This window comes from Pseudoalteromonas sp. TP27, assembly GCF_056470645.1.
In genome coordinates this window covers 50,088-70,364 of record NZ_JARDAK010000008.1, presented here as the reverse complement: position 1 = coordinate 70,364, position 20,277 = coordinate 50,088, and the positions used below count along the sequence as shown (strand labels likewise).

16 protein-coding genes are annotated in these 20,277 nt (G+C 38.6%); 8 read left to right on the top strand and 8 right to left on the bottom strand.

Annotation, left to right across the window (positions count from 1 at the left end):
• Nucleotides 1-74 precede the first annotated feature (74 nt).
• Nucleotides 75-884 carry a phosphate/phosphite/phosphonate ABC transporter substrate-binding protein gene (locus PX700_RS11270; protein ID WP_479520757.1) on the top strand — a complete coding sequence of 270 codons (810 nt, stop codon included), beginning with the start codon at nucleotides 75-77 and terminating at the stop codon, nucleotides 882-884.
• Nucleotides 871-3,102 carry an ATP-binding protein gene (locus PX700_RS11265; protein ID WP_479520756.1) on the top strand — a complete coding sequence of 744 codons (2,232 nt, stop codon included), beginning with the start codon at nucleotides 871-873 and terminating at the stop codon, nucleotides 3,100-3,102. Before PX700_RS11270 ends, PX700_RS11265 begins: the two co-directional genes overlap by 14 nt.
• A 51-nt stretch (nucleotides 3,103-3,153) precedes the next feature.
• Here the strand turns inward: PX700_RS11265 and PX700_RS11260 are convergent, their stop codons facing one another.
• Nucleotides 3,154-4,671 carry a S10 family peptidase gene (locus PX700_RS11260; protein ID WP_479520755.1) on the bottom strand — a complete coding sequence of 506 codons (1,518 nt, stop codon included), beginning with the start codon at nucleotides 4,669-4,671 and terminating at the stop codon, nucleotides 3,154-3,156.
• A 366-nt stretch (nucleotides 4,672-5,037) separates the two neighbouring features.
• On the opposite strand from PX700_RS11260, the gene PX700_RS11255 reads away from it, so the two are divergent.
• The 4 genes from PX700_RS11255 to mrcB all read left to right on the top strand — a co-directional run bounded on the left by PX700_RS11255 (nucleotide 5,038) and on the right by mrcB (nucleotide 10,538).
• Complete coding sequence (locus tag PX700_RS11255) at nucleotides 5,038-6,261, top strand: diguanylate cyclase domain-containing protein (protein ID WP_415638599.1); 1,224 nt, start codon at nucleotides 5,038-5,040, stop codon at nucleotides 6,259-6,261.
• A 207-nt stretch (nucleotides 6,262-6,468) separates the two neighbouring features.
• Complete coding sequence (locus PX700_RS11250; protein ID WP_004587162.1) at nucleotides 6,469-6,807, top strand: P-II family nitrogen regulator; 339 nt, start codon at nucleotides 6,469-6,471, stop codon at nucleotides 6,805-6,807.
• A gap of 10 nt (nucleotides 6,808-6,817) precedes the next feature.
• Entirely contained in the window at nucleotides 6,818-8,047 is a 1,230-nt protein-coding gene (locus PX700_RS11245) for an ammonium transporter (protein ID WP_197181671.1), read from the top strand.
• A 148-nt stretch (nucleotides 8,048-8,195) separates the two neighbouring features.
• A complete protein-coding gene (mrcB, locus tag PX700_RS11240; RefSeq protein WP_479520754.1) occupies nucleotides 8,196-10,538 on the top strand; it encodes a penicillin-binding protein 1B in 2,343 nt (780 codons plus the stop codon).
• Nucleotides 10,539-10,603: 65 nt separating this feature from the next.
• Here mrcB and PX700_RS11235 read toward each other — a convergent pair whose 3' ends face one another.
• The 5 genes from PX700_RS11235 to PX700_RS11215 all read right to left on the bottom strand — a co-directional run bounded on the left by PX700_RS11235 (nucleotide 10,604) and on the right by PX700_RS11215 (nucleotide 17,200).
• Nucleotides 10,604-12,445: a methyl-accepting chemotaxis protein gene (locus PX700_RS11235; RefSeq protein ID WP_479520753.1), complete on the bottom strand. Its 1,842-nt coding sequence runs from the start codon at nucleotides 12,443-12,445 to the stop codon at nucleotides 10,604-10,606.
• 177 nt (nucleotides 12,446-12,622) lie between these two features.
• Nucleotides 12,623-13,903: a glutamate-1-semialdehyde 2,1-aminomutase gene (gene hemL, locus PX700_RS11230; RefSeq protein WP_479520752.1), complete on the bottom strand. Its 1,281-nt coding sequence runs from the start codon at nucleotides 13,901-13,903 to the stop codon at nucleotides 12,623-12,625.
• Nucleotides 13,904-13,936: 33 nt separating this feature from the next.
• The gene (locus PX700_RS11225; RefSeq protein ID WP_007584862.1) at nucleotides 13,937-14,953 is read right to left on the bottom strand and encodes an aspartate carbamoyltransferase; all 1,017 of its coding nucleotides are present in this window, start codon (nucleotides 14,951-14,953) and stop codon (nucleotides 13,937-13,939) included.
• Between the two features lie 114 nt (nucleotides 14,954-15,067).
• The gene (locus tag PX700_RS11220) at nucleotides 15,068-15,502 is read right to left on the bottom strand and encodes a CopD family protein (protein ID WP_415638594.1); all 435 of its coding nucleotides are present in this window, start codon (nucleotides 15,500-15,502) and stop codon (nucleotides 15,068-15,070) included.
• A gap of 15 nt (nucleotides 15,503-15,517) precedes the next feature.
• Nucleotides 15,518-17,200: a chloride channel protein gene (locus PX700_RS11215; RefSeq protein ID WP_166420136.1), complete on the bottom strand. Its 1,683-nt coding sequence runs from the start codon at nucleotides 17,198-17,200 to the stop codon at nucleotides 15,518-15,520.
• 322 nt (nucleotides 17,201-17,522) lie between these two features.
• Here PX700_RS11215 and erpA point away from each other — a divergent pair, with 322 nt between their 5' ends.
• Nucleotides 17,523-17,861 (top strand): iron-sulfur cluster insertion protein ErpA, encoded by a 339-nt coding sequence (gene erpA / locus PX700_RS11210; RefSeq protein ID WP_002958911.1) that lies wholly within the window; start codon nucleotides 17,523-17,525, stop codon nucleotides 17,859-17,861.
• Between the two features lie 49 nt (nucleotides 17,862-17,910).
• On the opposite strand, the gene PX700_RS11205 is transcribed toward erpA, so the two are convergent.
• Nucleotides 17,911-18,099, bottom strand: a complete 189-nt coding sequence (locus tag PX700_RS11205; protein WP_166420135.1) for a hypothetical protein — start codon at nucleotides 18,097-18,099, stop codon at nucleotides 17,911-17,913.
• 445 nt (nucleotides 18,100-18,544) lie between these two features.
• Between PX700_RS11205 and PX700_RS11200 the strand changes: the two genes are divergently transcribed.
• Nucleotides 18,545-18,784, top strand: coding sequence for a helix-turn-helix domain-containing protein (locus tag PX700_RS11200; protein ID WP_007584874.1), 240 nt, complete (start codon nucleotides 18,545-18,547; stop codon nucleotides 18,782-18,784).
• Nucleotides 18,785-18,854: 70 nt separating this feature from the next.
• On the opposite strand, the gene PX700_RS11195 is transcribed toward PX700_RS11200, so the two are convergent.
• The gene (locus PX700_RS11195) at nucleotides 18,855-20,234 is read right to left on the bottom strand and encodes an AmpG family muropeptide MFS transporter (protein WP_415638592.1); all 1,380 of its coding nucleotides are present in this window, start codon (nucleotides 20,232-20,234) and stop codon (nucleotides 18,855-18,857) included.
• Nucleotides 20,235-20,277 lie beyond the last annotated feature (43 nt).

The window sequence follows — 20,277 nt, the reverse complement described above, 5'->3', positions numbered from 1 at the left end:
AATAATTTTATGGTGTGTTTAGTAGTCTTTAACTACGCTTAAGCAATAATGACACGCTATTAATTGGAGAATTGATGAAGTATTTAGTGGCTATATTATGTTTTATGCACAGTTCACTCTTATTTGCTCAAGAATACACCTTTGGTGTAGTGCCGCAATATGAGCCGCAAAAGTTAAACGCGATTTGGCAACCTTTGTTAGAGCAAGTAAGTAAGCAAACAGGGGTATCAATAAAGCTAATTACAGTTGAGTCCATTCCGGTATTTGAAAAAGCCTTTGCTAACGGCGAGTACGACTTTGCATATATGAACCCATGGCACAGTGTTATAGCATATGAGAAGCAGGGGTATTTGCCACTAATAAAAGATGCAGGGCGAAAGCTGCAAGGTATTTTGGTAGTAAATAAAGACAGTGGTATCGATAATTTAAGTCAGCTTGAAGGTGCTGAAATAGCATTCCCTGCACCTAATGCATTAGGTGCATCATTATTAATGAGAGCGGACTTAGCATTGTTATACGGCTTGAGCATAAAGCCTATATATGTTCAAACTCATCCATCGGTATATTTAAATGTAGCACTGCGCTCAACAATGGCAGGTGGCGGCGTAATGGGTACGTTTAAACAACAACCAGAAAGCTTACAAAATAAGCTTAAAATTCTTTATAAAACGCGTGAAATTAGTCGCCATCCAATTGTAGCCCACCCGAGGATTGACCTTGCAATACAGTTAAAAGTGCAACAAGCTATTTTAGATATTGGGCAAAGCCCAGAGCATAAACATTTACTTGCAGATATCCCAATTATTAACCCTAGTATTGCAAATTTAGCTGAATATCAGCAGCTAACACAATGGGGGCTGCGCTCATTTTATGTTGAAAATTAGAGGGTTTCGTAGTTTAAGGGCGCAAAGCTTTATTGTTGTATTGATATGTGGCTTGCTTATGGCCTGTCTTTTCATATTTTATGCACTGCCTGAGCAAGCGCGTTGGGTGAACGATGACTTGTCGAAGGCTGCTCAGCGCTCTTTAGATCAGCTATCAACGTCTATAACTACGCCCTTATTAACTAGGCAGTATGCAGAATTGTATGAAGAAATAGACAGTCAACTACAAACTCGGCCTAATTGGAAAAGTATTAAAGTTGTTGATATTGATTCAAAAAACCAGCTCTACCCACTTGATAATTGGGTTGGAGCAAATGAAAACGGCGATATGTTGTTATCTCAGCAAGTGATTTTTTTAGATAAGCCGTTGGCTAATATTAGTTTGGTAGTTAACTTTACTAATGAAATAAACGAATCTTCAAAACTCCATTACACCCTAATATATATACAATTTATTATTTTAGTTATTGTTTTTATTGGCTTAGCTTGGCTGGTGGATTATAGGGTTACATCGCCTTTGAGGACGCTAAAACTGGGGTTTTCACGCTTAGCAAAAGGCGACTTTGATTGCCATATAGATAAACAGCAACAAAACGAAGTGGGCAGTGTAATAAGTGCATTTAATAACATGGTTGATGAGGTTGCTAATAACCATCAAAAATTGAATGTATTACGTATTCAAGCAGAGTCGGCAAGTAAAGCTAAATCAGACTTTATGGCCAGTATGAGCCACGAATTAAGAACCCCATTAAATGCAATTTTGGGCTTAGCCCAGCTGTATGGATATGATGAAAGTGCAAACAAAGTACAAAAAGAAAACGCGAAAAGCATTTATCAAGCCGGGGAACATCTATTATTACTTATAGACGATGTACTTGATTTAACGGCTATTGAGTCGGGTAATATGCAGTTTAGTTTTTCTTATGTGCCTATTAAAAGCGTATTAGAGGAGTCTGTAGAGCTCGTCACTGAGCTTATTAAAGGACAATCAATAACGTTGAAAACACAAGGGTTTGAGTCCTTAGAAGGGCTAAGGGTTTATATTGACCAGCACCGCTTTAAACAAGTGATGCTTAACTTGCTCTCAAATGCGATTAAATACAACAAACCAAACGGCAGTATTAATATTAATTGCCGGGTATTAAGTAATAAACAGTGCGAAATAGATGTAATAGACACAGGATGTGGATTTGCTCCAGATGATATTTCTCGCTTATTTAAACCCTTTGACCGTTTAGGAGCTGAAACCAGTAAGGTAAATGGTACAGGTATTGGTTTAGTAATAACGAAGCAACTGGTAGAGCGGATGCAGGGTTCTTTAAATGCACAAAGTGAGCAGCACAAAGGCTCTTGTTTTACACTAAAATTTAACAGCTTCGATCAAGCGGACTTACCAGCACAAGTGCAAGCTCCTCAAATAACACAGCAAAGTTTAGATACAGTCACTCTTCCTACGCTTGAGGTTTTAGTGGCAGAAGATCAGGTTACAAATCAGCAAGTATTAAAACAGCAATTAACCATGCTAGGAGTGTGTTCTACTTTTGTAAGTAATGGGGAACAAGCCTGGGAAACTCTGCAAAATAAACACTTTGATATTTTACTAACCGACATTCAAATGCCTTTACTCGATGGGTTAGGGTTAGCTAAAAAAATACGCGAAAACACCCGTTTTGATGAACTTATCATAATTGCAATTACTGCCAACATTACCAAAAACAATATAGATAATTGTTATAGTTGCGGAATGAACGGCTTTTTAACCAAACCCATTGAGCTTGTTAAATTAAAGTCGCTGTTGATGGAACACTCGCAAACAATAGTTAATACATGCTCAGAAAAGCCAGATACTGAAAGTATAACTTCAGATAGTTTTGACCAACTCGATATTACGCTGCTAAAAGCAATGCTTGGTGATGACCCAACAGTCCACTGCATGGTATTTAATGCGTTTTTACAAACAGCAGGAGAGCAAATTAAATTGGCTAATGCGTATGCCAAGAGCAAAAACTATGTTGATTTAGCTTTTCAGGCCCATGCCTTAAAGTCGTCGTCAAAATCGGTAGGGGCTATTAAACTGGCTGATATATGCCAGCAGATTGAAACGCATGCAGAAAATGAATCTATTGATAACAATGAAATGCAAAGTCTCGAGACCTGCTTTAACGATGTTGTTACTCAGCTTAAAAGTTACTGCTTAAGATATGAAAAACGCACATAAAAAATGGCTCATAAAGAGCCATTTTATTTATCTTTTTTATTTATCAATAATTTAATATTTAGCCGCTTGTCCTTCTTTAGGTAAAGCGTGCTCTATAAAGTTACGTAAATCATTGTTAGAGCTTTCTAAATCAGCATGGCGGAGGTACATCATGTGTCCACTTCTGTAGCCTTTAAAGCTCAAACGATCTTTCATCTTACCGCTTGGATCTAATTGCCATAACGTATATTTAGCGTCAAAGTAATTGGTTGCACCATCAAAGTATCCTGATTGAATCATCACGTTTAAGTAAGGATTTTGCGCCATTGCTAAGCGCAGGTTTTCGCCCGTATTGTTACCGGTTCTATCCCACGGATGAACATTACCAAATAAGTTATATTTTACTTCTGTTTTATAGTTTAACTCTTCGCGTAAGTAGTGATTAATTGCAGGAGTGAAAGAGTGTAACCAAGAGGTAAGTTCAGCCCAGTAGTCAGGAGATTCACCTGCGCCTCGTTTATCTATTCCTAAATAACGAGAATCTAAGCGGCCTACAGTTTGACCACGTTCACGTAGTAATTCTTTCCAAAAAAATTGAGTTGGAACATCTAAGTTATTTTGCTCAACAAATTTTTCTGATAAGCCTGCATAGTGCGCCATTTTTGTAATTATGCGACGTTTTTCATCAGCGTTAATAAAACCACCTTTAGCAAGCGCTGGAATTAACTCATTTACAGTAAACTCTTCAACTTCAGGTAATAACTCGTCTAGGTCTTTAGCTTGTAAATCGGCTTTAAGTGCCTTGTGATACCAAGCAGTCGCTGCAAAGTAAGGTAGGCGGTTAGCGGCTTTAATTGGACCGTCGCGCTTAATACCAATATCGGTAGGTGATACCAGTACAACACCGTTTATATACATCCACTGACTATTTTGAAGCTCATGAGCAAGGCCCGATACCCGTGTTGTACCGTAGCTTTCGCCAATTAAAAACTTAGGTGAGCGCCAGCGCTCTGCTCTATTTACAAAGGTATTTAGCCACTCAGCAAGGTATTTAATATCGGCATTAACACCAAAAAATAGCTCTTTTTGTTTTGCTTTAGAAGGGAGCTCGCCTTTGTCGTTTTCAAGTACGCGAGAGTAGCCTGTATTTACTGGGTTTACGTAAACAATATCGGCGATATCAAGCACAGAGTATGGATTGTCTTTTACACCATAAGGTTGAATAGGATAGCCTTCGTCATCAATTTTTAATACGCGAGGGCCAGTATAGGCAAGGTGCATCCATACGGAGGCCGAACCAGGCCCGCCATTAAACGAAATAAGTAATGGACGAGTTGTTCTGTCGTCAACTTTGTCGCGGGTATAATAGGTGTATTGTAGTGTAGCAACTGCGTCGCCTTTATCATCCCATACAGGTTGTGTGCCTGTAGCTACGGTATAATTAAAGCGTTGGCCATTAATTTTAGCTTTATGCTGAGTAACAACTTTACTATCTACATCAATACGACGCTGGTTATCGGCAAGTGTGCTTGTACTAATTATTAATGCAATAACGGTTATCGGTAAACTGATAATACGACTAAGCTTCATTAGGTGTCCTTATTATTGTTGATACACCATTAAAGACATTAATGAGTTAAATAACAAAAGTATTGAGACTAGTTGCCGATAATACTAGTTAAGTAAAATATAAATGCGCTTAGAGACGGGCATTTATCACTTTCATAGTTATTTTGGATTTGGTTTCTTTATTTAGTTAATTACAAAATTCAGGTATATTGCGGGCTTGCTTGTATTGATTTTATCTACAGGCTATCACCAAGAAAATCTAATGGATTACGCTTTCAAGCACATCAGTGCACTCTACACCGGATGTTTATAGACAAATGCTATTACCGTAATAGCGTTGTATTTATTGTTTTTTTACTAAATTAATTAAAGGTAAAGAGAAGCTTTATGCAAAGAGTATTAGTGGTTGAAGACAGTAAAGTAGTGCAGCAGGTACTTCGCCACTTAACGGCACAATACCTTGATGTAGCAATTGATTTTGCCTGGTCTTTAGCTGAATGCGAAACCTATGTAGAAAAGCACGATTATACGCTTGCGTTAGTTGATTTAACTCTGCCCGATGCTCCGCACGGTGAAGTTGCAAAATATACTTTATCTAAAAAAATTCCGACGGTCGTTTTAACCTCCAAAATAGATGAATACAAGCGCCAACAAATGCTTGAATTAGGTGTTGTTGATTATGTTATTAAAGATAATCGTGATTCTTACCACTACGCTGTAAAACTCGTTGCTCAATTACTAAGAAACCAAGGCTGTAAGGCATTAATAGCGGATGATTCAATGCTGAGTCGCTCGTTAATGAAGCAAATGCTTGAAAAGCAATTGTTCGATGTAACAGATGCTCACGACGGCCAACAAGCACTCGAAATATTAAAAGCTAATCCTGATATAAAGCTACTTATGACCGACTACGCTATGCCCTCTATGGATGGCTTTGAGCTGGTTAAAGCGGTGCGGAATTTTAGAGGCCGAGACGATTTAGCAATTATTGGTTTATCGGGCGCTGGGAAACATGGCCTATCAGCACGATTTATTAAATATGGTGCCAACGACTTTTTAACAAAGCCATTTATGAATGAGGAGTTTCATTGTCGAGTACTTCAAACAATGGAGCAGTTGTCGCTGATTTCAGATATTAAGGAAAGTGCACATAGGGATCATTTAACAGGGCTTCATAACCGACGCTATTTTTATCAATATGCAGAAAAGCTTCTTAAAAGTAAAAATCAGAAAAACACTCTAGCGTTACTTGATATCGATTTTTTCAAAAATATTAATGATACGTTCGGTCATGAAGGTGGCGATCAGGCTTTAAAACAGGTTGGCTCATTAATACGATCTACGTTTTCAAAGTTTACGGTTGCACGCGTTGGCGGAGAAGAGTTTGCCATAATTTTACCTGAAATAGAGCTAGAACGTGGTCGTGAGTATTTTGAAGCATTTAGAAAAAAGTTGGCTAGTTACGATTTTTCTATTAGCGATAAATCAATTAAAATTACTACAAGTATAGGCTTGGCAGACTTTCAAGACACTAGCTTAACGCAGGCAATGCGTGTTGCTGATAAAGCATTATACGAAGCTAAAAACCAAGGTAGAAACTGCGTGGTATAGCTCTCTTATATAAAGCTAAGCATGCAATTAATTACACGCACCAATGTAGCTGACTTGTTAAATTAACGCACCTAATTGGTGCGTTTTTTTTGTTGTTGAGTTTATGTTTGTTACTAACTTATTGTTTTTAAATATATAAAAATAGTGGCACAAAGGTTGGATTGTTTAACCCAACAGGATAACAATAAAGAGTCCGAGGGGGCCGCTATGAAAATGATTAGTGCAATCATAAAACCATTTAAATTAGATGACGTGCGTGAAGCACTCGCTGATTTAGGAATTGAGGGGATGACAGTAGTTGATGTTAAAGGGTTTGGACGTCAACGAGGTCATACTGAGTTATATCGTGGTGCAGAATACCAAGTAGATTTTATTCCTAAAATCAAACTTGAAATTGCAACGCGTACTGAAAACTGTCAACGCGTTGTGGAAGCAATCACTAAAATTGCATCAACGGGTAAAATTGGTGACGGTAAAATTTTCGTATACGACTTAGATCAAATTGTTCGTATCCGTACTGGTGAACTTGACGAAGAAGCAATTTAAGGGGGGTCTCATGGAAAATACAATAATAGAACTAAAATTTTCACTCGATACCTTCTATTTTTTAATATCAGGTATATTAGTAATGTGGATGGCAGCAGGTTTTGCCATGTTAGAAGCGGGTTTAGTTCGCTCTAAAAACACAGCTGAAATTTTAACTAAAAATGTCGCGCTGTATTCAATTGCATGTACGATGTTTTTATTAGTTGGCTACAACATTATGTATGTAGACAATGCCGAAGGTGGTTTTATTCCTTCAATAGGCGCTTTAATTGGCACACAAGCTGCTGATGCTGACCATTCTTTAGAATCTGACTTTTTCTTCCAGGTAGTATTTGTTGCAACCGCTATGTCGATTGTATCGGGTGCTGTTGCTGAGCGTATGAAGCTATGGGCTTTCCTTGGTTTTGCTGTAATACTAACTGGTTTTATTTACCCTATTGAAGGTTACTGGACATGGGGTGGTGGTTTCTTATCTGAAATGGGCTTTGTTGATTTTGCAGGTTCTGCAATTGTACATGGCGCAGGTGCAGCCGCAGCATTAGCAGGTGTATTAATCTTAGGTGCTCGTAAAGGTAAATACGGTAAGAACGGTGAAATATACCCAATTCCAGGTTCAAACTTACCACTTGCTACACTAGGCACATTTATTTTATGGATGGGTTGGTTTGGCTTTAACGGTGGCTCTCAATTACTACTTTCTGATAAAGAAAACGCAACTGCAGTAGGCCAAATATTACTTAACACCAATGCAGCAGCTGCAATGGGTGCTATTGCAGCACTGTTTGTATGTAAAGTACTTTGGGGTAAATCAGATTTAACCATGGTATTAAATGGTGCATTAGCTGGCTTAGTTGTTATAACAGCAGACCCATTATCGCCATCACCATTAATGGCATGTTTACTTGGTCTACTTGGTGGTGCACTTGTTATATTTAGCATCATAGCACTTGATAAAGTTAAAATTGATGACCCCGTTGGTGCTATCTCTGTTCACGGTTCGTGTGGCGCATTAGGTATTATGTTAGTACCACTTACTAATGGAGATGCAAGCTTTGTTAATCAGTTAATTGGTCTACTTTGTATTGTTGGCTTTGTTTTTATAACGTCATTCATTGTTTGGACTGTGCTAAACAAAACAATGGGCATACGAGTAACCGAAGAGGAAGAGCTAAACGGTATGGATCAACACGATTGTGGTATTGAAGCCTACCCAGAGTTTGTTTCTGTTCGAAACAGCTAATAGTTTTTAAATAATAGTGTGTTTACACAAAGCTCTACTCCGGTAGAGCTTTTTTTGTTTCAGGGGGGGTTAACTTTTCGGATGTTAGGATATGCCCAATATGCTAAGCTCACTCTCGTGAATAACCCTTGGAATAAATTACACTTAAATGGCCGATAATAAAAAAACACCTACCAGAAAATCTGCAACTAAACGTGCAAGTAAATCATCAAGCACAACAAAAAAAAGTACCTCAAAGGGCAGTAAAAAAACAGTTAAAAAAACAGTTAAACGCTCTTTTATGAGAAAAACATGGTCAGTGTTTTGGAAATTAAGCTTAGCCGTTTTTATTGCCATGGCAATGTATTTCATTTATTTGGATTCAAAAACAACACGTATATTTGAAGGTAATAAATGGCAGTTACCTGCACAAGTGTACGCACGTTCAATGGAGTTTTACCCTGGACAGTTTTTATCAAGCCAAGAGGTTGTGTTTGAACTTGAGCGTTTAAATTACTCGTCTGTTAATAGATTGAGCCGAACAGGGCAGTTTGTTAAAACAGCAGATAGCATTAAGATTTACCGTCGTGATTTTGAATTTTATGATGGCCTTGAAAAATCACATATTATTGAACTTCGCTTTGCAGGGCAAAAAGTTGCAACCATTAAAGATAAGTTTGGTAGGCGTTTAAATTCTGCTCGCCTAGAGCCAGTACAAATAGCGCGTATTGGTAACGACTCTAAACAAGATAGAGAATTTGTACCGCTAGATAAGTTTCCTGCAATGCTTAAAGATACGCTATTGGTAGTTGAAGACCGTGATTTTTATGAGCACCATGGTGTGTCGGTGTTTTCTATTTTACGCGCGCTTTATTCAAATATTAAAGCGGGCCGCACCGTTCAAGGTGGCAGTACACTTACTCAGCAGTTAGCTAAAAATATTTACCTAACGCGTGAGCGTTCTTTAGTACGAAAAATAAATGAGGCCTTTATTGCCCTTATCTTAGATTATCGTTATTCAAAAGATCAAATATTAGAAGCTTACTTAAATGAAGTATACCTAGGGCAGTCATACAACCAAGGTGTGCACGGTATGGGGCTTGCTGCTGACTTTTACTTTTCAAAGCCAGTAGACGAGCTTGAGTACGACCAAATTGCTTTGCTGGTGGCAATGGTTAAAGGTCCATCTTATTACAACCCACGTCGCTATAAAGAGCGCACAATGGAGCGCCGAGACTTAGTGCTTCGTCTTATGGTTGAAAACAAGCTACTTAGCACTAAAGAGTATCGTGCATCGCTTAATCGCCCAATTGATATTGCGCCTATGAAAGCCAGCTTACAACAATCATACCCGGGCTATTTAGAGCTAGTAAACAGAGAGTTAAATGAGTTATTGCCAGATCAGCACACACTTGATGCCGGCGTAAGAGTATTTACTTATTTTGATTTGCAAAAGCAAACAGCAATGGAAAAGTCGATTGAAAAAAGCTTACCGTACCTAGAAAACCGCCCTAGAACCGAAAAACTAGAAGCGGCCATGATCTCTGTTAACGTAGAAAAGGGTGGTGTATCTGCACTTGTTGCAGGGCGCGACGTTCGTTATTCAGGGTTTAACCGTGTTTTAGATACAAAGCGTAATATCGGCTCGCTGGTAAAACCTGCGGTGTATTTAACCGCACTGCAATTACCGCATTATAATTTAGCTACTTTGCTTGATGACTCACCAGTACAGGTTACAAATGAGCAGGGAAAAGTGTGGCAGCCAGAGAACTTTGATCATCAATACCGTGGTGCAATTCCTTTGTATAAAGCATTTAGTAACAGTATTAATATTCCTGCGGTTAATTTAGGTCTTGATGTAGGTGTTGATAAGGTAGTTAACACACTAAAAGGGTTAGGTGCTACAGGGGCGATAGACGAATACCCATCGCTGCTTTTAGGGGCTGTTGAAATGTCGAGCCTTGAAGTTGCTCAGCTTTATACAACAATTGCTGCAGATGGCGAATATAAAAAGCTTACTGCAATTTCAGCCTTAACCGACTCCGTTGGTAAAGTACTTTATAAACATGAAGTTAATGCAGAGCCTCGTTTTGACAAGTCAGCAATGTATATGACTAAATATGCAATGAAGCGCGTAACGAAAGATGGTACTGCTAAACGCTTAAACTTACACTTCCCATCAATCCAACTAGCAGGTAAAACAGGCACTAGTAACGATTTACGTGATAGTTGGTTTGCAGGCTTTGATCAAAATACAGTGACTGTAGCGTGGCTTGGCCGAGACGACAACAAAAGCACGGGTTTAACAGGCAGCGTAGGCGCATTAGAAGCGTATATTCGTTACTTAAAGCCACTTAACCCACAAGCAATAGCTGATACTCGTCCACCATCAATACGTTGGGCATTTGTAAATGAGCAAACGGGTAACCAGGCACCACCAGGATGTGGCAAGGTGATTCAGCTACCGCTTAGAGCAAGTGAGTTCGAACCAAGACCGCAATGTATTCGTTAATCTAAGATTACTTTAAACAACAAAGCCGCTTATTTAGCGGCTTTGTTGTAAGTTGTAGTTAACGCTTAAGATTTAAAAAACTGCATCGATTTAGTTAAGTCATCGGATAGGCGACTTAGCTGCTGTGCATCTTGCAGTGTTGATTGAGCTGATGTTAGCGTTTGATCTGCTAAATTACTCACCTCTTGCGAATCATTTAATGCTTGTGTAGTTGCATTAGATTGCTGTTTAACACGCTCTGCAATTACTTCACCCTGATGTTTAATATCGCCCATACTTTGCTCTGCACTTTGCAATACTTCATTGGTTTGATTAGCTGCTTTTACTGATTGCTCCATTTTTTCAACACTTGAGCGCATTTTTTGCTGAGTGTCGTCAGATGCTTGTTGTAAGGAGCTAATAATTTGATGAATTTCTTGAGTTTGTGTTTGTGTACGCTGAGCAAGTGTTCTTACCTCATCAGCTACAACGGCAAATCCACGACCATGCTCGCCAGCGCGTGCGGCTTCAATAGCAGCATTAAGTGCAAGCAAGTTTGTTTGATCGGCTATTTCACTGATCCCTTTGCTAACTTTGCTAATTTCTTGGCTATCTTGTGCTAGCTTATCGAGCGCTTGTTGGCTTTCTGCAAATTCAATTTGTAGATCTTGCATATATTTAGCAAGCTCCATTGTATTGTCTGAACCTTGTTTTACATGCGCAGCAGCATCTTGCGCGGTAAGCGTAGCTTGATGTGCTGACTCTTCAACTGCAAGTGCGTTTTGAGCCATATCGCTTAGTGCATTATAAATGGCATTTACTCGAATTTGCTGTTTTGAAACATCATTGCTTGTTTGGCTACTCGCATGTGATAGTGATTTAGTTGCACCACATAGCTCTTCTGTACTTGCTTTAACATCAAATAATAAATGTGAAAATGCATTAAGTAATGCATTGTAGCGCGATGCAATAATTCCCATTTCATCATTAGTGCTTGAATCAATCGTTGCATTTAAGTCGCCATTCGCGGCTCTATTTGCCGCATCAGCAAAGCGATTAATAGTATCAACAACCGCAAAATAAAAACCAATCATTAAATAAAATGCAAATAACAAACTAATTAATGAAGCGGCTAAAACAAGATTTCGAGTCCACTGTTGAGTTTGTAGTTTTGCTTCAATAAGGCTCTCAAGCGTTGGAATACTCTTAGTAACAAGTTGATTAATACTGTTGTGAACATTGTTTGTTAATTTAGTAAACTCTGCTTGAGTTAATAGGATATCGTCTGGCTCAAGTAGTTTTTCATCTATCGCTTTTTTGAATGCACTAACAGCACTGTGTAAATTAGTTAACGAAGGCATGAGCGCCTTATTTACTGATTTATCTGCATTGGTGGCTACATTGAGTATTTTATCGAGTTGTTTTTCATATAAAGGCAGTGACTTACTAAAATTTGAAAGTGCTATAAACGTATCTGGCGTAAAACGATTACTTGCCAAAACAGTGTTTGCGCTTTGCGCTGTCGAGTTTATTTGCATTATAAGTGCAGGAATTGGCGTGACTAAAGAGCGGTTTACATAAGCGCTTGCTAATTGACTGTCTAAGGCTAGGTTTGACTGAATAGAAACAAGTTCGAGTACTTCACTTTCTTGATCGTTTTTTATATCAAAGCCGAGTGAACGGGCTATTTTTATATTTTGATTTATATCACCTTGCATCAAGTTTGAAAGTATAGGTCTGTAGCCTTTTAAGCCTTGTTGCTGCATTTTTGAAACAGTAATACTGTCACTTAATAATGAGACTAAAAAAAACAAACTAAGTGCAAGAGGAACGAGTAAAATTCCAAACATTAAGCTGATTTTAGTTTTGTATTTTAAATTTGCCATTAGCTGGATAGCGGGAAAAGAAAATTGACGTAATCCTGACATAAGGCTCTCTTGTATTTTTGTAATTAGGGTAAAGGTGAATAGACCTTGTTATGCTTAATTATCATTCATTTATAGTACATTACAAATAAAAAAAGCCCTTTCGGGCTTTTTTCAATCTTTAGTCTTAATTACGCACCGCAAAACAATTGCTTATAAAATATAATAAGTAATCTTAACTTAAAGTTTAGCAAACGAGCGTTCTGCTGCCGCTATTGTGTCTTTTACTTCTTGCTCAGTATGCGCTGCACATACAAAACCAGCTTCAAATGCCGATGGAGCAAGGTACACACCTTCTTCAAGCATAAGGTGGAAAAAACGTTTGAAGCGCTCTAGGTCGCATTCAGTAGCTTGTTTGTAGGTTGTTACTTTTTCAGCATCAGTAAAAAAGAATCCATACATGCCGCCAGCATAATTAGTTGTTAATGCAATGCCTGCTTTTTTAGCGCCAGCTTCAAAGCCTTCACAAATTGCTTTAGAAATTGCTTCTAACTTATCGTGTAGACCTGGCTCACATAATAGCTCAAGTGATTTTAAACCTGCAGCCATCGCAATAGGGTTACCAGAAAGAGTACCCGCTTGGTAAACAGGACCCACAGGCGCAATGTAATCCATTATTTCGGTTTTGCCACCAAATGCGCCAACAGGCATGCCGCCGCCAATTACTTTACCTAAACAGGTAAGGTCTGGTTTAATGTTGTAATAAGCTTGTGCGCCGCCAAGTGCAACACGAAAGCCCGTCATTACTTCATCAAAAATAAGCACAGACTTATATTCATCACATACTGCGCGTAAACCTTCTAAAAAGCCTTCAACAGGTGGAATGCAGTTCATGTTACCCGCTACTGGCTCTACAATAATACAGGCAATTTCGTCTGCGTATTTTGCAAAAATAGCTTTTACTTCATCAAGGTTATTAAACGATACTGTTAGCGTGTGCTTAGCAAAGTCTTCAGGAATACCTGGAGAGTTAGGTACGCCCATTGTTAATGCACCAGAGCCTGCTTTAACTAATAATGAGTCAGCATGGCCGTGGTAACAGCCTTCAAATTTTAATATTTTATCGCGGCCGGTAAAACCACGGGCTAAACGAATTGCACTCATAGTCGCTTCAGTGCCTGAGCTAACCATACGTACTTTTTCGATTGATGGAACCAGCTCTTTTACTTTTTCAGCCATTAATATTTCGGCTTCAGTTGGCGCGCCATAACTAAGGCCATTTTCTACTGCGTCGTGTACGGCTTGTTTAATTGCAGGGTGATTATGGCCCATGATCATAGGCCCCCAAGAGCCAACATAATCAATGTAACGATTACCGTCGGCATCAAATGTAAACGCGCCTTCTGCTTTTGTAATAAAAAGCGGTGTACCGCCTACGCCATTAAAAGCACGTACTGGCGAGTTTACGCCACCAGGAATAGAAGCTTGAGCGCGTTCAAATAAGTCTTGGCTAATTGTCATGAAAAATCCTATAAATTATTACTAAAAAGGGGTTTAGCTATCGCGTTTGCGGCTAAACCAAGGTACGTCTACTTCATACTTATCGACTTTGTTTTCTACGCCGAGTGTTAAAGCAAACAGTGCCATACGAATTAATACGCCATTTTGTACTTGGCGGAATATTGCTAAATTGTCGTTACTGTTTAAGTCGTTATCAAGCTCGTTAGCTTCTAAGCGACTATCGCGTGGTAACGGATGCATTAATACTGAGTTAGGTTTGCAGTGAGCGCTGTAAATAGATTGGCTAATTCTAAAGCCGCCACGGTATTTATTTGCTTCTTCTTGTGAAGGAAAACGCTCTTCTTGAATACGTGTTTGGTAAACAATATCGGCTGCTAAGTTGCCTTCCATCTTGTTTACTAGCTCAATTTTGTGGCCTGCATTTTCTACGGCATCTAAAATGCTCGTTGGCATTTGTAGGCCGTCTGGCGCTACCATCGAAAACTTTACGTTTTTGTAATGGCACAATAGTTTTGATAAAGAATGCACTGTACGGCCATATTTTAAATCACCAACCAGGGCTATATGCATACCATCAATATTTTGATCAAAACGGTGCAATTCACGCTCTATGGTTAATAAATCAAGTAATGCTTGAGTAGGGTGCTCATTTGGGCCGTCACCGCCATTAATAACCGGCACAGTACATCCATCAGCAAATTCACTTACTGAGCCTGCATCAGGGTGGCGCATAGCTACAGCATCGGCATAAGCAGAAATTACGCGTGCGGTATCGTAAAGAGACTCACCTTTTGCAAGGGCTGAGCTTTGCATACCTGTAGTTTCACGTACACCACCGCCGAGTAAGTTAAAAGCGGTACCAAAACTAACCCGTGTACGAGTGCTTGGTTCAAAAAACAAATTAGCTAAAATAGCGCCTTTAAGCACCGTTGTTTGCTTTTGCTTTTTAGCATAAGGCTCCATTTTTTTAGCTACTGCAAAAATACGTTCAATGCAGTCTCTGTCTAGCTGATTTACAGACAGTATATGTTCGCCTTGGAAACTTAACATGGGGTTATTCCTAATCAATCAAATGGGCGCGATAATCCATAAATGGGGCACGCAATCGCGCGTGTTATAACAAGTATTGTAAATTGCGGCGCAGTTTAACATGCACCGAAACGCTTATAAATTAGGTTTTATTACAGCAAGTGCCACTATGATAAGTAGTGCTATAACAGGAAGCTCATTAAAAATACGGTAAAAGCGGTCTGTTTTAGTGTTTCGGTCATGTTTAAAGTCACTCAATAACTTAAAACAGTAGCCGTGGTATACGTATAAAATAATTACCAGTACAAGTTTGTAATGTAGCCACATACTGTACCTAAACCAATCACGACCATATTCAACAATGGTTAATACACCAAATACAGCTGTTAAAACAGCAAATGGGGTTACGAAATAAAGTAGCCTGCGCTCCATAACTTTAAGCATAGAGTTACATGCCCTTTCTTCGCTCATTGCGTGATATACAAATAACCGTGGTAAGTAAAAAATACCGGCAAACCACGCAATCATAAAAAATATGTGGAGTGTTTTATAAATCAATAATGCGCTCATACTAGTCCTTATTACTTAAAGTAAGCTGTTACGAATGGTTAAAATATGATGAATTTGATCCCAGCGTAATAGCCCCATAATTTGTTGATTATCTAAAAGGTTATAAACGTAAAGTGCGCCACTTCTTTTATCTTTTAGTATATCGAATGCATCGGCTAGAGTGGCTTGGCTACTGATACCCTGCAAACTAATGTAGTTTATATTTATTGTTTCATCAGACATTAGCGTTAAATCGTACTCAGCGAGGCGGTAGCCATTTTCTTCGTCAAAAACAATTAACGGGGTTTGACTATCCATCGCATCTAGCGTGTTTTTTATTTGTTCTTTGTCATCTGAGTAAAGTAATTTAAAGTCTTCATCCATGTCATCCATTATACCCACTTTTTGCAGGGCTTCTGTTGCAGGGGACACATGATACGGCAAGCCTTGAAAATCTAATTGCTGTAAAAATATGGAACGATTTCCAAAAAACTGTAAGGCAGTAACATAGGCTGTGGTTATAACTATCATCGCAGGAACGATTATTTCCGGTGACGATGTAAGCTCCATTACTGTTGTTAATGCAGCAAGTGGTGCATGCAGTGTTGCTGCCAATAACCCCGCCATGCCCAAAACTCCGTATGTACCGGCTATATCTGTACCAGGGCTAATATATTGAGCAAAAAAGGCCATTAATGTACCAATTAATACGCCAAGTCCAATAACAGGGCCAATTAAACCACCCGGAATACCTAAGCCAATAGCAAATAATGTTGCAAGCAATTTAGCGATTAATATAGTGGTAAGCAGTTTTACGTTATCAGGGGATTCAACCGCGATGGTAATTGCACTCATACCTGAGCCCATAGCATGTGGCACCGCGTAAGCTATTAAACTGGCAATACAGCCCGCAATTAATAAACGAGGGAACATACTTAAAGGTTTAAATGTTTTAATAATTAGCATTAAATTTTGGTTAAAGCTAAATGCAATAGCGCCCAGTGCCATACCGCATAGTATTAAATAAGGATAATGCCAGCCACTCAGTGGCGCTATGGTTATAAGTGCAAGCTCAGAGCCTTCACCAAATACAAATTGTGTAGCCAGTGCACCAGTAACAGCAGCAAGCATGATAGGCACAAATATGTGTACTTTATATTCACGAAGTACCACTTCCATTACAAAAATAACGGCTGCAAGTGGGGTGTTAAATGAAGCGGCTATGCCTGCTGCAACGCCGCAACCACTTAAAGTACGCATGGCGTTATGCGGTAAATGCAGTTTATCAGCTAAAATACTCGCGCCCGTTGCGCCCATATGTACGGAAGGCCCTTCTCGACCAACCGAAAAACCGCTAATGAGTGCAAGTGCGCCACCAACAAATTGATTAACCGTATTATATAAAGGCATTTGCCCATAATGGCGTTTAATTCTGTGTATAACAAAAGGGATGCCTAAACGGTAATGTTTAAAGCCAGTAAAAGCAGCAAACGTGGCGATTAGTAATGCAGCAACTAAAGGCATTAGCACACGTTCAAGTGTTGGTAGAGTAGTAAAGTCGTCAGGCGTTTCTAAAAATAAGCTTTGGAAAAATAAAATAGTTAAGCGGAATAAAATAATAAAAAATGCAGCAATTAGTCCGGCAACTACGCCTAGTAAGCATAATTGTACAGATGTTTTAGGTTTTGCCAGTCGACGTCTGAGTTGCTCAAGCCACATGCATTATTTCCTCGCCGCATTTTTCAGCAGCATTTTAGCAAAAGAGTTTAGCTAAGTCGTTGTGATTTTGAATTTTTCGTAACTTATATTAACAATTTGCAGTAAAGTTTAAGTCCTATTATTTATAACTAAAATTTTTAATGAACTTATAGCTTACAAGGGTCGCTTTTAGTTTGCTTAAGTATTATTTTAGTGAGCTAATGTTTAGCCATTTTTTTACTAATTTATAGGTATAACTTAGAGTAAAGAGTTGTTTTACTATACTTGATTAAAACACTCGGGTATTAGATAATCACGCCATTGCGATATTGAGGGTTTTAGAATGTCTGAAGAATTACCAATTAAGTTCAGCGATGCAGCTGCTGTTCGTGTTAAACAGTTAATCGACGAAGAAGAAAATCCAGATTTAAAACTGCGTGTTTACGTAACAGGTGGTGGTTGTTCGGGTTTTCAATATGGTTTTACTTTTGATGAAAAAGCGAATCCTGGCGATTTAGAAATTGTAAAAAATGGTGTAACGCTAGTTATCGATCCAATGAGCATTCAATATTTAGTTGACGGTGAAGTTGACTACACTGAAGGATTAGAAGGCGCACGCTTTTTTGTATCTAATCCTAATGCAACAACAACCTGTGGTTGTGGTGCAAGCTTTAGCGTTTAACAACTAAATGCTAAAAGAATAAAGCCGCTTTTTGCGGCTTTTTTAATGCCTACAAATCGCTTGGTGCATATTCGGTTATTTGCATTATTAATACAAAAAAGCCAAGTACAAAGGCAGAAAACGCTAAAATGTATATAAATCCTTTTTTGCCTTGTTTAATCGGTACACCGTTATTGCGCAAAAAAAAGTACCAACCTAAACACAACACAATAGGTAATAAAAAAAGAAGTCTGAACATTGTTTGGCCTTTTTAACGCTAATTATCGCTTTATCATAAACATGTGACGATAAATTGGAACAAAATTGTTATAAAAATTCATTTTAATTTTTTATAGCTAAAAGTTAATTTATTAATACTTTTTCAGTACTTAGGTGGATATTCAGCGTTTATAAATATTCACTCGTGTTCATATTTATACCGAGTATGTAATTAGTTATTTAACCAAAGTGTTAATAGTATATAATGTATCCAAGAATGAGACAGGCAAAATTTCATTCTCAAAAAAAATCTATACCACGTTTTTAGCGTAGTTTTTATCTATGTGGGTGGGAGTAAGTAGCAACCAGTGTTTAATTAAGCAATAGCTTGCTATTGAATGTAAGTATGACTGCTTACTTGCCTACAGCTATTGATAGACTTCTGCTTGAGTGGGTATGTCAAATCATCTAGTAGGAGATGTAAAATGATGGGCAAAACAGTTTCTTCTGAAGAAAATGCAAAGCTAACAAAGTGGCTTAAAAGTAAGCGCCACGAAAAGGGTCATACAATGCGAAGCCTAGCACAAGTGCTTGGAACGCCTCATTCGTTTATCGGCAAGATTGAAAATCAAGAACGCCGTTTAGATGTAATTGAGTTTGTTCGCTATTGTACAGCTCTTGAAGTTGATCCACATGAAGCACTTAGCTTGCTAAAAGTAGATTAACTCAAAAATTGCTTAGTACACTTTAAGGGGCACTTGATAGTGCTAAGCAATATGTTAATGCAGGGATGCATTAAATATTTTGATGATAATTCCTCTCAAGTTCATATAATTTATGCCTAATTAGATATAAAAACACTAGCGAAGGTATAACCATTAAAGCTGTTAAAACAAAGAACAGCGACCAGTTCCCCATTAACCAGTCATCAATTACCACACCACTGTAGCTCGAAAGTAACGTTCGTCCTAAATTCCCTAATGACGCCAGTAATGCATAGTGTGTTGCACTAAATGCTCTGTCGCATAGCATTGATATAAAGGCCACCATAGCGACCAGCGACCACGCTTGTGTAAACCCATCAATAACAATAGCAAAGGCATATAGCCTTAAATCAGGGCCAACTAAAGCAATCCACGAAAAGGCTAAGTTTGAGGCCGCCATCGCAATGCCACTTATAAATAAACCTCTAACAATGCCATATTTTTGATTAAATAAACTGCCAACAAAGGTAAATATGATTGTAAGTACCGCTGTACCTACCTTTGAGAATGTTGCTATGTCGCTATTACTAAAACCAATTTCTTTATAAAACACAATAGACATACGCCCTAAAAACGCTTCGCCTATTTTAAATAAGAAAATAAACGCAAGTAATGCGAGTGCTGTTTTAACGCCGTTTTTAGTAAAAAAAGCTCTAAAGGGGTCAATAACGGTTACCGCGAGCCACGCAACAGTTTTTGTAAGAGGAGTTTGTTTTGTAGAGGATAGTTTTTCAAGGTACACACGTTCAAGTTCGGCATGTACCGCTTCTCTATTTGATTCAGGCTCTTTTGCAAACAATGCTCCACTCATTAGCAGCAGCATTACGGCTGCTAAAAAGTAATAAATTTGTGGCCAGTCGAGCGACGGAATATCAGCCATGTAAAATGGAATGGCGCCCAAAAGTGCGTAACCTGTCCACCAACCAGATGTTGCCATCGCGGCCGCTGCAGTTGCTTTGTGTGATTCTTTTTCGCTTAGGGTGTCTATTCTAAATGCGTCAATTGCAATGTCTTGCGTAGCAGAAGCAATCGCGATTAACAAACAAATTGCAGCAACAATTGCCAAGTTAGCTTTTAAATCAAGCCCTGCTAGCAACAAGGTGCCAATAAAAATAAAGCTTTGGCAAAATAGTATCCAACTGCGGCGTTGGCCTAGCCATTTATATAAAATAGGGAGTTTTGTACGATCGATTAAAGGCGACCATAAAAAGTTAATACTGTAAGCGCCAAATACAATGCCAAACAAGCCAATCATACTGCGACTTAGCCCTTCATCTTTTAACCAAGCCGACATAACTGAGCCAATTAGTACCCACGGAAAACCGCTACTCATACCAAATATAAAAATATTGATTAAGCGTTTGTCTTTAAAATAAGAAAAATATTCGCTAACAGAGAGAGATTTACTCATAGGGCCTTCATTGGCTTTGATGCAGAGCAGCTAAGCTGCTCTT

Excerpts from the sequence above, each read along its gene's own strand:
- PX700_RS11270 (WP_479520757.1), top strand. The coding sequence starts at position 75 with ATGAAGTATTTAGTGGCTATATTATGTTTTATGCACAGTTCACTCTTA.
- PX700_RS11265 (WP_479520756.1), top strand. The coding sequence starts at position 871 with ATGTTGAAAATTAGAGGGTTTCGTAGTTTAAGGGCGCAAAGCTTTATT.
- PX700_RS11260 (WP_479520755.1), bottom strand. The coding sequence starts at position 4,671 with ATGAAGCTTAGTCGTATTATCAGTTTACCGATAACCGTTATTGCATTA.
- PX700_RS11255 (WP_415638599.1), top strand. The coding sequence starts at position 5,038 with ATGCAAAGAGTATTAGTGGTTGAAGACAGTAAAGTAGTGCAGCAGGTA.
- PX700_RS11250 (WP_004587162.1), top strand. The coding sequence starts at position 6,469 with ATGAAAATGATTAGTGCAATCATAAAACCATTTAAATTAGATGACGTG.
- PX700_RS11245 (WP_197181671.1), top strand. The coding sequence starts at position 6,818 with ATGGAAAATACAATAATAGAACTAAAATTTTCACTCGATACCTTCTAT.
- mrcB (WP_479520754.1), top strand. The coding sequence starts at position 8,196 with ATGGCCGATAATAAAAAAACACCTACCAGAAAATCTGCAACTAAACGT.
- PX700_RS11235 (WP_479520753.1), bottom strand. The coding sequence starts at position 12,445 with ATGTCAGGATTACGTCAATTTTCTTTTCCCGCTATCCAGCTAATGGCA.
- hemL (WP_479520752.1), bottom strand. The coding sequence starts at position 13,903 with ATGACAATTAGCCAAGACTTATTTGAACGCGCTCAAGCTTCTATTCCT.
- PX700_RS11225 (WP_007584862.1), bottom strand. The coding sequence starts at position 14,953 with ATGTTAAGTTTCCAAGGCGAACATATACTGTCTGTAAATCAGCTAGAC.
- PX700_RS11220 (WP_415638594.1), bottom strand. The coding sequence starts at position 15,502 with ATGAGCGCATTATTGATTTATAAAACACTCCACATATTTTTTATGATT.
- PX700_RS11215 (WP_166420136.1), bottom strand. The coding sequence starts at position 17,200 with ATGTGGCTTGAGCAACTCAGACGTCGACTGGCAAAACCTAAAACATCT.
- erpA (WP_002958911.1), top strand. The coding sequence starts at position 17,523 with ATGTCTGAAGAATTACCAATTAAGTTCAGCGATGCAGCTGCTGTTCGT.
- PX700_RS11205 (WP_166420135.1), bottom strand. The coding sequence starts at position 18,099 with ATGTTCAGACTTCTTTTTTTATTACCTATTGTGTTGTGTTTAGGTTGG.
- PX700_RS11200 (WP_007584874.1), top strand. The coding sequence starts at position 18,545 with ATGATGGGCAAAACAGTTTCTTCTGAAGAAAATGCAAAGCTAACAAAG.
- PX700_RS11195 (WP_415638592.1), bottom strand. The coding sequence starts at position 20,234 with ATGAGTAAATCTCTCTCTGTTAGCGAATATTTTTCTTATTTTAAAGAC.